Source organism: Companilactobacillus formosensis (assembly GCF_005405305.1).
GTDB lineage: Bacteria > Bacillota > Bacilli > Lactobacillales > Lactobacillaceae > Companilactobacillus > Companilactobacillus formosensis.
On sequence record NZ_BJDU01000005.1, the window covers coordinates 178,005 to 190,496 of the forward strand.

The following is a 12,492-nucleotide window of genomic DNA, read 5'->3' on the forward strand; positions in this document are numbered from 1 at the left end:
TTTGATCTCTTCCCAGCTACCGAGATTTTCTGGACAAATTATGGTAAATAGACTACTTTTTCGTTCACTTTGTTATTAATGTTCTAATTTACGTACTGCGAAATCACCAATTCCTTGAATTACAAAAACAAGAACTAGGATGAATAACATAGATACGATGGTAACATCATTTTCGAATCGTTGATAACCAACGGAAATAGCCATGTTACCTAGACCACCACCACCAACGGCACCGGCCATGGCAGTCAAACCAATCAAACTGATAATTGTTAAAGTACCAGAACGGATTAATTCTGGAAGTCCTTCACGTAAATAAACTCTAAAGATGATCTTCATTGGTGAAAGTCCGATTGCTTCAGCAGCTTCGATAACACCAGGGTCAACTTCAACTAAAGCTAATTGTACTTGTCTGGCAAAGAATGGTGCAGTACCTACAACTAACGGAACTAAGGCTCCAGTAGGTCCAATTGTTTGTCCGACAACTAGCTTAGTAAATGGTCCAATAACAGCTAATAAGATAATGAAAGGAATTGATCTGAATAGGTTAACTAATTTGTCTAAGCAAGTATAGAAAGCTTTATGTGGTGTAATGCCATCTTCTGCTGTGACAACTAGTAAAATTCCTAAGATAATTCCGATGATTCCGGCAAATAAGGCACTGACAAAAGTCATATATAATGTTTGCCAAATTGCGACTACGAAACCATTGTCACCTTCCCAATTGGCGACGACGTTTGGTAAAAATTTATTAACTAAATCTGCCATAAATTATTTGCCTTCTTTCTCTAAACTAATTTCTTTAACATTTACGTTCAAGCTATTCAAATACTTGATAGCTTCTTCAACTTTTTGATCTTCACCGGTTAAAGCAAAGAGCATGATACCAACAGTGGTATTTTGTAATCTTTCAATATTACTGAACAAAATATTAGCTTCAACTTCAAAGCGCTTATAAAGTTCAACTACAATTGGTTCATTAGTAGAATCACCGATGTAATTAAGTTCGATCAAACGACCAGATAATTTATCAACGATGCCACTCTCTCTAATTTCATCAAGGACTGAACCGATATGAGTTGAAGTGTTAACAAAATCCTTAGTAAGTTTTTCTTTAGGTTGACCAAAGATTGTCAATAAGCTACCTTCTTCAATCAATTGACCGTTCTCCATGACGGCAACACGATTACAAATTTGTTTGATAGCGTCCATTTCGTGAGTGATGATAACGATTGTGATACCTAGTTCCTTGTTCAAACGACCCAACAAATTCAAAATTTCGGTTGTGGTCTTTGGATCTAGAGCACTAGTTGCCTCATCAGAAATCAAAATCTCTGGATCTGAAGCTAAAGCACGGGCAATCGCAACACGTTGTTTTTGACCACCAGATAATTGTGATGGATAGTTATGAGCACGGTCACTCAAACCAACAATATCTAGTAAATGGTCAATTTTCTTCTTACGTTCTGCTTTACTCAATCCTGAATCTCTCAATGGAAAATCAACATTTCCATAAACCGTTAAAGAGTTCATTAGATTAAAGTGTTGGAAAATCATTCCTATATTACGACGTGCTTTACGTAAATCTTTTTGACTTAGTTTGAGCATATCTTGGTTGTTAACGATCACTGAACCGGAAGTTGGTTGTTGCAATAAATTAATTACCCGAACCAACGTACTTTTACCGGCACCAGAATAACCAATAACACCAAAGACGTCACCTTTTTGAACGTCAATTGAAACATTTTTAACGGCTTCAATTGTTTTACCTTCGTTATGGAAAGTAACGTCAATATCTTTTAGCTGAATTATCCCATTTTGTTCTGCCATTTATTTACTACTCCCTTAATTTACCCAAGAATTGATTAAAGAAATCAATGAAATCTAAGTAATCTTGAATCCGAATATTTTCGTTTGGTGCATGATTGCCAGCTTTTGAATAACTAACTCCAGTTGAAACGATTGAAGCCTTTGTGTAGTGGTTGACTAGGTTCATTGGACCAGTACCAGGACTTGATGGCAAAGCTTCTATTTTATCCTCTCCACCAAAGAAATCTTTAGCTGTATCAATCAACTTGTTAACGATTGGACTATCTAAATCCCAACGATAACCCTTTTCACCTAATAAATACTTAACTTTAATATCTTTAAATCCTTGATCATTTAAATACTTGGTTAATTTATCGAATAAATCATGTGGATCTTGATTTGGTACTAAGCGGAACTCTAATTTGGCTGTAGCAGCTTTAGGAGTAACGGTTTTAACACCTTGTCCTTCCCAGCCACTGCTAATTCCTTCTATATTAATAGTAGGATTGAAAGTCAAATTGTAATTAACTGACTTGTTCTTCAACAATGGAACTTGCAAATCCCATTTTGATTTCAAATCAGGATTAGTTGCCTTGTTAACTAAATCAATTTCCTTTTGAGTTGGTTCTACAACATCATCATAGAAACCAGGGATCTTAATGTCTCCTTCTGGAGTTCTCAAAGCATTCAAAGCTTGAGCTAATCTCCAAGTAGCGGAATCAACTACTGCAGCAAATGATGAGTGAAGATCAATATTTGCAGAAGTGGCTTCAAGTTCAAAACAGAGAACACCTTTATTTCCACCAGTGAAATTAAATTGTTCCTTTTCGTTCTTGTAACCTGATTCCCAAATTACCAAATCCGCCGATAACTTGTCGGAATACTTTTTCAAATAATCTTCCAAATGACGACTAGCAACTTCTTCTTGTCCTTCAACTAAAAATTTAATGTTGCAAGGTAAATCTCCGTGTTCTTGACGATAAATTTTTAAAGCTGTGATACGACTAATTAAGTCAGCTTTACAATCAGAAACTCCACGTCCGATAAATTTATCATCAGTCACTTTCAATTTGAAAGGATCTGAATTCCAAAGCTCAAGTGGTTCAGCTGGTTGTACATCATAGTGATTGTAAATCAGGATGGTAGTATCACTTGGCTTTTTAGGTTTGATTTCTGCAAAGACAACAGGGGATTCAAATTCGTCCCAAACTGTAACATCGGCTCCGAAATCTTGTAGTAGATTTTTGAGGAATTCGGCTGTCTCAGGGATAGATTGATTCTTTGCTGAAACAGATGGCAGTGCGATATATTTCTCTAAATCTTCAATCGAATTCTGAATTAATGGATCTGATAATTTTGACATTAGAAAACCTCCTCATATTTTTAACGTCTGATTATAATTTTGCGTTCCAGGCTGGAATTTCGTTTCCGCCATAAACTTTCTTGATAGCTTTTTCAACATCTTTTGTTTGGAAAGCTTTAACAACCTTCTTGTAAGTCTTATTGTTCTTGTCTTTCTTTTGAGTAACGATGATATTGATCCAAGGAATTGAGTTCTTGTTGATTTTTTCTGTAACAACAGCCTTCTTAGGATTCAACTTAGCATCGTTAGCAACGTTACCATTAACGATTGAAGCAGTAACATCATCCATGACACGAGCTGTTTGAGCTGCATCAACAGTTGTAAACTTCAAGTTCAATTTGTTTTCTTTAATATCCTTAGTTGATGGCAATGTCTTGCTATCATCTAGTTTTAAAATACCGTTATATTCCAGTAGTTGTAATGCACGAGCTTCATTTGAAGCATCATTTGGAATAGCAATCTTGTCGCCGTTCTTTAATTGACTAAGCTTTGTGATTTTCTTTGAGTAAAGAGCCATTGGTTGAATAACTGTTTTACCGATTGAAACTAAATCTGTTTTGTGTGCTTTGTTCCATGAATTTAGGAAATCAGTATGTTGATAAGCGTTGATATCAACTTCTCCTTGGTTCAAAGCTGTATTTGGTTGATTGTAATCATTGAAAGTCTTGATCTGTAAATCAATGCCTTCACTCTTAACGTTCTTCTTAACTACCTTCCAAATTTCTTCATCAGAAGGATTAATACCAACTTTCACTGTTTTGTCGCTGCTTTGCTTGCCACAACCAGCTAATACAAAAATAAACAATGCTGTGAAGGCTAATAAGATAACCTTGCTAAACTTCTTAAATTTACTCATATTTCTCTCCCACCTTAACTAATACTTAATCAACTGAAAATATCTATAAAAACAAAAAAGCCACTTCTAACTAAACCCACTGGGTTCAATGTTAGAAGCGGCTTTCCGCGGTACCATTCTAATTCGGAATAAATTTACACTTATCCCCTTAACAACGTACAAAGGTTCTATACGCGTGTACTGTAAAGGGTACCAACCATTGCATCTTTATCCGAAGATTCAGCGCACCAATCACGGGTCATTTTCATTCAAGTCGTTGTCCTCATCTCAGCAATTAGAGGCTTTCTGTACTAACGAGGTTGAATTACTTCCCCCGATCAAATTGTTTAATAAATATCTCTTTGTTAATCGTTGGCTAAATAATACAATCTAATTTTTGAAATGTCAATCAATAAAAATAAGTTTTTTCAGTTAGTTTTCTAATTTTCAAATTTTATGCCAAACGTCATTTATAACAGAGAATCCGTTTAAATCCATTAACATCAACCGTTAATCAGACTTGTCGTTATGCATTTTATAACGTTAAAACAATATATTTTTAGAAATAAAAAGTTTAAAAATTTATTTTCATTTATCATTTTACATTAAAAAATTAAATTTTTACTAATAAAAAAATCCCCTAAATTAATAGGAGATTTCTTTTGCAATTGTCTGGTACATGCCTATGATAACACTTCAACAGAAGCTGTGGTTACACCATATGAAGGAATTGATGAACTTGGCATAGCAACATCTAATTGTTGTGAGTTACTGCTGGCAAATGTTCCTGTATCATTAACAGTTCTATAGAGTACTGTTCCATCAGCTAAAGTAATTTTTAATTGAGTTCCCTTAGGGAAGACTGATAGATTAGCAGCAACACCACTATAACCCATGTTAGAACCTAAGACTGAAGGATCATAGAATGAAATCTTGAATGTTCCTTGTGAAGTACCAGTTGTGCTTGTTGATTGTGTTGTATTTGTATCTGTTGTTTGTGAAGTTGTATCTGCAGCTGCTTGTGTAGTTGCAGTTTGTGTTTGTGTTTGTGTTTGTGTTTGTGTTTGTGTTTGTGTTTGTGTTTGTTGTGAAGCATCAGTTGCTTGAGCTGATGTATCAGTTGTTGTATCTGTATTTGTATTTGTTGTAGCAGTTGTATCGGTTGTAGTTGTAGCACCAGGTAGAGTAATTGTTTCGCCTGGGAAGATCAAGTCAAATCCGCCAACTTCACGTCCGTTAGCTTGTTCTAGAGCAGAAATACTAATTCCATTAGCTTCTGCAATACTCTTATAAGTATCACCCTTTTCAACTGTCACTGTGTTGTCTCCGTTATTTACGGCAGCTTGAACAGTGTTAGAAGTTGAAGCAAGAATTCCTGATAAAGCCATTGCACTTACTAAAGCGATAGATAAAACTTTTTTCATATATTAATTACATCCTTATATTTTAGATTATTGAGCTCTCTCAATTACTATGGTGCTATACTAACAGGTTTATATTACATGACAACAACCGCAAAGTTACATTTTCAACTGTTTATGTAATTTAAGTAATCTTATTGAAACATTGATATTTAAAGGTATTGAGTACTTTTATTGCTACGAAAATATATTCATGATATAGTTATATATATGAAGAATAAAAAACAAAGATTGTCCACAAAACTACTAATAATGTTAGTTGCTTTGGAACTTATCGCAGTTAGTTTAAATATGTTCTTCGAGCCGCACAGTATAGCAGCCGGTGGAGCCACTGGAATTGCTATCTTGTTGCAAGCAGGATGGAAAATCCCAACATTCATCTCGGTTCTTGTCATAAATATTGTGATGTTAGTACTGGCTTACTTACATTTAGATCGTCAAACTACTATTAAATTAGCACTGGGAAGTTTCTTGCTTCCATTAATGCTGTTTATTACACCAGTAATTAATTTAATACCTAATAACCGAGTTATTTCTATAATAGTAGGAAGTATCATTTTTGGAATTGGTTTAGCAATTCTTTACGCACTTAATATGTCTAGTGGTGGGACGACCGTTCCGCCGATGATTATTCATAAAAACTTCGGTATTGAAAAATACATCAGTTTATTCATTATCGATGCTCTAGTTTGTTTAGGAAATTTAGCTTTAGGTGATTTGATTTCATTCTCACTGGCCGTTATGTCAGTTGGAATCTCTAGTCTATCTATTAAAGGCTTCACTTTCTTCCGCAAAAGAATTACACAATAAAAGGCGCACATATCAAAGCAGAACGTGTTTTGACATATGCACCTTTTTTTATTTGAGATTTTCTTGTTCGAGACTGATTACTTTATTATTAGCTATTTCAATTTTGATTGTTGCATCATAGGTAGGATCTGCTTCGGCTAAATCCGATTCGTATATCAATGTCTTGATACCATTAGTATCAGAATAATCATCAGGGTCTCCCAACACATCTAATACTCGATTATAATTGTCTCCATTTTGAAGTTTATTGTAATCTTTTTTAGTCAAAAGCTGTTTTCGATCAATGTCTAATCCTTGAATCGATTTGGCAGAGGCCTTGCCTTTCTCAAAAGTTACTTGAATAACGATAGATTTATCATTGTCTATTTTATCCCAAGTCAAATCAATTATTTGATTAGTATCATCAATCTGCTGAATTGACGTCGGTTGGCCGAGTAATTGGATAACTTCTTTTTTTGAATAGCCCGTTTTACCCGTTTTCAAATCATTATATTTTTCAGCTAAAGATAAATCTTTGACAGTTTTTTTAGTTTTCTTTTTGCTAACTACGGTTGAATCAGCTTTTCCTTGATAGAAAGAAAAGTTGGCAATATAAGTAGTTGCTGACACTATGATAAAAATGGAGAGAATCATAATCCAGAACCAATTTCTTTTATAGAAAGGTTTTCCTTCATTTTGTTCGTTCATTGTCTACCTCCGTTTTCATCCCGTATTCTAACAATATTTACAGAAAGTAGCACCTTTAAAGCATTATTATTTTCATTGTAAAAACAAGCTTTATAGTTGCTAATTAATCAATAATTAGATATTATAGTGAATGGACACCATGGGGGTGTTCTGGATTCGACATGTGTAGTAGCGTGCAGGCTGCACTTAGGGCCTTGCGTCCCTTTAAAACGCACAGTTTATTATAACTGCAAAAAATAATAATAACTACGCATTAGCTGCCTAAAAACAGTCTAAGCGTGATCCATTCTAGCTTCGCCCAAGGGTTGGAACTGGGTCTCAAAATTATTGGGCTACGTTTAACTGTGCATCCTGAATAGTTAAAAAGAGATCATCGGGATAGTCATTGTGGTCAGCCGGGTCGTATGGCGTTCATGATGGCGAAACTTCAAATGATACGACTACGAGTGTAGAGGCTTGCATAGCATTATGCTTGGACAGGGGTTCAATTCCCCTCACCTCCATAAAGCAGATTTCAGTCAGTTGTATTAAGGTCTAAAAGCCTTGATGTGACTGGCTTTTTTCTTTTCTCAATTTCAAACCGTTTCATATTATTTCATGAATATGTCAATCAAAATGTCAATCAAAAAATATAAGACATGAAAGCAGGAATTGAACAATCCATTCAAAAGAATAACAGATGTCCCTAGATGAAATTGATAAACACTATAAAGCATTTAAAGTGAGTCCTGTATCCGAGAAATAAATAAAAGTTTAACTTGTATTTAAGTAACATTACATAATTTAAAATTAATCAATAACACTTTACATTCTAAATTTCTTTTCCAACTCAAATTTTATAAATGAATCAGCTTCCCTCGATAAAAATATTTGCTAACAATCACGTGTTAATATCTCTTTTAAATTTGCTTTCTATTGTATAATTTTTATAATTACATTTGGAGATGATTAATATGGATCCTACATTTACTACACTCTTATCTGGAGCTACAGGTGGCATTATAGCGAAAGCTTTTGACGGACCATTAAAAAGCCTAGAAGACATATGGTATTCAAGCATTGGCTATAGAACTGATAGACTTAGAAAAATTGCTGAACTTAAAAATCACGATGCTATTGAAGAATATAAAGTTGGAATTACGAATGAAACATCAAAGATCCCAGAGAAATTTTTACATGAACCTGAATTATCTATAGCTGGTCCTGCTCTAGAAGCGTCTACATATTATGTTACAGATAATTCTGTTAGAAATATGTTTGAAAAATTAATAGCAAGTTCTATGGACTCTAGAAAAGATGGTATTACACGAGTCTCATTTGTAGAAATAGTTAAACAAATGTCTCCTATAGATGCATTGTTTCTAAAAGAATTTTCAAAACAAATCAATATACCATTAATACAATTACGAAGCACCATGAAAACTGGATCTTACAATACACTATTTTCAAATATTGTTTCTAATGATTTTAATATTGACTCAAAACTTCGGCCACAGTTACCCTCATCCATTGACAATCTTCAACGCTTAGGTTTAGTTAGTGAAGATTATATAAATACTAAAAATGTTGATTATGATAAACTTTTTAAAAGCTCTCCAGAATATTTAAAAGCAAAAAAAGAGATTGATGAATCAAATAATAGTGTAAATAGAACCATAGAATATTCTAAGCAGAACCAAAATCCATTAGTTCAAAGTATACTAGCGCCTGAGTCTTTATTAAATAAATACTATCCCACTAAACTTAGTATGGTTAAGGGGGTACTACAATTTACCTCTTTCGGGACTGATTTTACTTCTGTTTGTTTATAGTTAATTAAAACCACAAATTGCTATCCCCATTGGTCGGATATCATAATTCTGGTTCTTTAATCGATTAACACTAAGCAACGCTATTAATATTAATCATTCACATTACCGTCTTCTAACTCATATCATCAGATAAGAAATCATGGGTGGCACTACTTGCTAAATTAATGGCTACCACATTATATTTAGCTAGATTAAAACTATTTGGTTTAAATCTAAATTTATCTTTTGTTACTACGGCTTATATCAATAAGTGTGTCAATTATCTTCTACTAACTTGTTGTCCGAATACTGATTATACGGTCTCATACCACTGATTGAATTGTATTCATCATCTGCTTGTTTTTTATGAATATTGTTTATTAAATCACTCATTATACTATGAATCGAGGTATTGTATATGAACTATGATGGATTTGATCCAAAAGACTTAGAACCTTTTAAGGATTTAATCAACGACTTAGGCCACCCTTCTGCTACCGCCATAGGTAAAGCCTTGGGTGGATTATTTTCAGGTGTCCTATATTACCCAACTAAGCTAGGAATATATACTCAATACAAATTAGATGAATATCAAAAAAAAATTGCCACTAAATTAAATGAAATTCCTGATGAAAATAAAGACTCCTCTAAACTTGGGTTAGTTATGAAAGAAATTGAAGATTCAAAATATCAATTAAATTCTGAGACCTTACAAGAAATGTTTTCTGAACTAATAAAATCAACTCTTGATAGTAAATCTAATCAGTGTGTATCACCAAGGTATTCATCAATCTTGTCACAGTTAAATCCCGATGATGCAAAATTTCTAAAAAGTATGTCAGAAAGTACTATGAATAATTTTCCCGCGGTTCAATTCATATTTAGATCAAGTAATAATCCGGATATCCAACAACAATCAAATATTTTTGTCTCCCCAAACTATGAACCATTTGAATTAATACATAATGATTCTGCTTTAAATGTTTTATCCTCGCTAGGAATCATTGAAATAATATTCGACAGAAAACTTTCTATGCAAAAAGGAATAAACTTTTATAAAAACGTAGTTTTATCTAACGAATATAAATCATCAGCCAATGCAATAAATAATATGACTAGTGCCAGTTCATCAGAAGGGTTCATTCAATTTACTGCTTTTGGAATTTCTTTCATAAATCTTGTTTGTAAAGCTAATCATTAATTTAAAAAATACTAAGAGCGTTTTCTTATATTGGAGATACTATTCACAAAAATTGTAATGAAAAATACAACCGACGCTGATGTACACCAAAAACGAATGATAATATCTATACATATGAATCCCAAAATGTTTAAGTTCTTTTAAACAATGGTCAAAAGAATGCAATGTAGAATAGTTGCTTATGGAGGGACAGAAGAATAGTACGGAAGGTATTTGAAATATAATCGAATGAATTCTGAGTTATTTGATATTACATTGCCGCTTTGTGTCATCATCTATAAGACACTCCTGTATTAAGCACGTACAAGCGACTATCACCGATTTTTCTGTACTTACAAGTAACTCCTTTTTAGTATTCATTTTATATTAATTTCCATCCCAAACCAACTTCCTATAAGCTCGCCACAACACAAACAACGACAAAACTAACATAACCATAGCCAACAAAAACATCGTATTATAGGAACTCTTTTCAATCAAAACTCCACCAAGAAATGGTCCAATCGCTTTAGGAAAGTTCTCCGACATACTGACGATACTTTGATACAATCCTGACTCACTTTTTGGCGTAGTTTCACTTACTAAAGCTGCCACGGTTGGATAAACTAACATCTCGCCTAGAGTTAGGAATACCATCCCGGCCGCATAGGACAAATAGTGTGTAGATCCGATTAAAGAACCTAAAGCAACAATAAACAATACGACACCTAAAGCGACTTGAATCTTCTTAAACCAATCTCGCTTTCCAGCAAAATGATTGATAAGTGGCAAGAAAACAATCACTATCAAAGAATTGATTGTCCACAAGAAACTATATTTACCAACTGGTACCCCAATTTCGGTCAAATGAGTGGAAATATTACTTCCCCATTGAGAATTAACTATCCAAGTCATACCTAGAAATAAAATTACCCAACCAATTCCAGGAGTTAATTTTCGCTTAAAAGGAATTTTTTTAGTTGGTTCTCTTTTGACAAGTTTTGAATGATCATTATATAGGAAATAAGCCATAACCAAAAAACTCAGTACGCAAATAAAATCGGCCACAAATACCAAACCTATTTGAATACCCACAATGACACTACAAATGGCCGTTCCAATCAAACTACCCGTTTTACTACCCATATAAATATTATTGAAAACTCTATACCGATCAATTCCCTCTATAAAAGCTGCTGAAGAATTAATCACTGTATAAGTCCCACCGATACCAAAACCTAACATCGATAAAAGGATTGGAAACGCGGGCCAATCATGATTAATTATCAAACTTATTAAAGCCAGCAAAGCAATTGAAGCATTGATTAAAGCTGTTTTATGACCACCCAAACGGTCAAACATCTTTCCACCGATATAATTGCCAATAAAATTACATAAAGAATTAAAAAATAAGACAATTCCTGCCACAGCCAAAGATTTGTGCAAATAATTGTGAATAAAAATTGTATTTATTGGCCACATGAAACTAGCTCCACATGACAAAATAATCGTCCCTAAGACTAATACTTTTGCAGTAATTTTTTTCATTTATTCATCCCCAAAAATGCCTGCATTACCTAACAACAAGCATTTATCCCCCTTAGAATGCTTTGATTTTAGAACATTTACTAATAATTATAAAGCAATCAAAAATAATATTATATCCACAATTATTTTTATTTCTAGACTTGTAACAATTTTTTCGTAATATATAATCTAGTTGTGTACCAAAAAACACAAAAAGAGGAAAAAAACGTGAAAAAAAGAAACATTTTTATCACTTCAGCTTTAATTTTATTAGCACCAACTGTGCTTTCATTATCACAACAAGATTCTCAAGCTGCTACTAAATTAGTCGGACGTACAAACAGTATCACTTCTTTAGTCGATTCCACTGGTAACGCTGTTCAAAATAGAGCTCTTGCTAAGGATACTGATTGGCAATTAGGTAAGATCATCAACATTGACGGCAACACTTATTATCAAGTTGCTACAGATGAATATGCTCTTTCAACTAATATTACCGTTATAGATTCTGATTCAACAAATACTGACACAGACAGCAATACTAATACTGATACAACTACCGATACAAGTAAAATTGGTACTTTATCATATGCTGCTAAAGTAGTTGATCCCGACGGAAACGCTACTGGTCAAGTTCTTCCTGCTGGTTCATCATGGAAACTCGGCGAAACAAAGAACATTGATGGCAACGACTACTATCAAGTTGCAACTAACGCATATGTAATCGCTTTGGCTGTAAAGATCAATTCAACTGATACAAATACAAACACTAACAACAATACCAACACAACACCTACTATTCCAATGCCAAACAACGGCCTAATTGCTACAACTAATGTTGCAACAAAGGTTTACAATTACGCTGACAATGCCTATGGTCAAACACTTGCTGCCGGTACTGCTTGGAAAGTTTCTAAGTTAGTTGTTAACAAGTACGGTTCATATTGGGGTGAAATCGCTACTAACGAATATGTCTGGTTAGGCGACGTTACAATCAACAGTGGTCTTAATTTGAAAGACAATTCAGAATACATTGCTGAATTTGCAACTAGCATCAACAAATAATCACTAAA

Annotated in this window: 11 protein-coding genes and 1 other RNA gene; 5 read left to right on the forward strand and 7 right to left on the reverse strand. The window is 33.7% G+C overall.

The features are described 5' to 3' along the window. Positions 1 to 75: 75 nt before the first annotated feature. The 5 genes from FFM65_RS07410 to FFM65_RS07430 all read right to left on the reverse strand — a co-directional run bounded on the left by FFM65_RS07410 (position 76) and on the right by FFM65_RS07430 (position 5,428). Positions 76 to 765 carry a methionine ABC transporter permease gene (locus tag FFM65_RS07410; protein WP_057814460.1) on the reverse strand — a complete coding sequence of 230 codons (690 nt, stop codon included), beginning with the start codon at positions 763 to 765 and terminating at the stop codon, positions 76 to 78. A 3-nt stretch (positions 766 to 768) separates the two neighbouring features. After that, positions 769 to 1,827, reverse strand: coding sequence for a methionine ABC transporter ATP-binding protein (locus FFM65_RS07415; protein WP_057814458.1), 1,059 nt, complete (start codon positions 1,825 to 1,827; stop codon positions 769 to 771). Between the two features lie 7 nt (positions 1,828 to 1,834). Continuing rightward, positions 1,835 to 3,169 (reverse strand): M20/M25/M40 family metallo-hydrolase, encoded by a 1,335-nt coding sequence (locus tag FFM65_RS07420; protein WP_119318248.1) that lies wholly within the window; start codon positions 3,167 to 3,169, stop codon positions 1,835 to 1,837. Between the two features lie 31 nt (positions 3,170 to 3,200). Beyond that, a complete protein-coding gene (locus FFM65_RS07425) occupies positions 3,201 to 4,025 on the reverse strand; it encodes a MetQ/NlpA family ABC transporter substrate-binding protein (protein ID WP_119318247.1) in 825 nt (274 codons plus the stop codon). A gap of 662 nt (positions 4,026 to 4,687) precedes the next feature. Continuing rightward, entirely contained in the window at positions 4,688 to 5,428 is a 741-nt protein-coding gene (locus tag FFM65_RS07430; RefSeq protein WP_119318246.1) for a DPBB and LysM peptidoglycan-binding domain-containing protein, read from the reverse strand. Between the two features lie 207 nt (positions 5,429 to 5,635). On the opposite strand from FFM65_RS07430, the gene FFM65_RS07435 reads away from it, so the two are divergent. Next, positions 5,636 to 6,235 carry a YitT family protein gene (locus FFM65_RS07435; protein ID WP_119318245.1) on the forward strand — a complete coding sequence of 200 codons (600 nt, stop codon included), beginning with the start codon at positions 5,636 to 5,638 and terminating at the stop codon, positions 6,233 to 6,235. A gap of 48 nt (positions 6,236 to 6,283) precedes the next feature. On the opposite strand, the gene FFM65_RS07440 is transcribed toward FFM65_RS07435, so the two are convergent. Continuing rightward, entirely contained in the window at positions 6,284 to 6,922 is a 639-nt protein-coding gene (locus FFM65_RS07440) for a DUF3862 domain-containing protein (RefSeq protein WP_119318244.1), read from the reverse strand. Positions 6,923 to 7,063: 141 nt separating this feature from the next. Between FFM65_RS07440 and ssrA the strand changes: the two genes are divergently transcribed. From ssrA to FFM65_RS07455, 3 genes are all read left to right on the forward strand, one after another. Then, positions 7,064 to 7,428, forward strand: a transfer-messenger RNA (tmRNA) gene (gene ssrA / locus FFM65_RS07445). Between the two features lie 447 nt (positions 7,429 to 7,875). Continuing rightward, the gene (locus FFM65_RS07450; protein WP_162897955.1) at positions 7,876 to 8,733 is read left to right on the forward strand and encodes a DUF4393 domain-containing protein; all 858 of its coding nucleotides are present in this window, start codon (positions 7,876 to 7,878) and stop codon (positions 8,731 to 8,733) included. A gap of 397 nt (positions 8,734 to 9,130) precedes the next feature. Beyond that, a complete protein-coding gene (locus FFM65_RS07455) occupies positions 9,131 to 9,913 on the forward strand; it encodes a DUF4393 domain-containing protein (RefSeq protein WP_119318242.1) in 783 nt (260 codons plus the stop codon). Between the two features lie 366 nt (positions 9,914 to 10,279). Here the strand turns inward: FFM65_RS07455 and FFM65_RS07460 are convergent, their stop codons facing one another. Further along, entirely contained in the window at positions 10,280 to 11,440 is a 1,161-nt protein-coding gene (locus FFM65_RS07460; protein ID WP_119318241.1) for an MFS transporter, read from the reverse strand. A 207-nt stretch (positions 11,441 to 11,647) separates the two neighbouring features. On the opposite strand from FFM65_RS07460, the gene FFM65_RS07465 reads away from it, so the two are divergent. Beyond that, positions 11,648 to 12,484 (forward strand): SLAP domain-containing protein, encoded by an 837-nt coding sequence (locus tag FFM65_RS07465; protein ID WP_137610108.1) that lies wholly within the window; start codon positions 11,648 to 11,650, stop codon positions 12,482 to 12,484. The last annotated feature ends 8 nt before the right edge of the window (positions 12,485 to 12,492 follow it).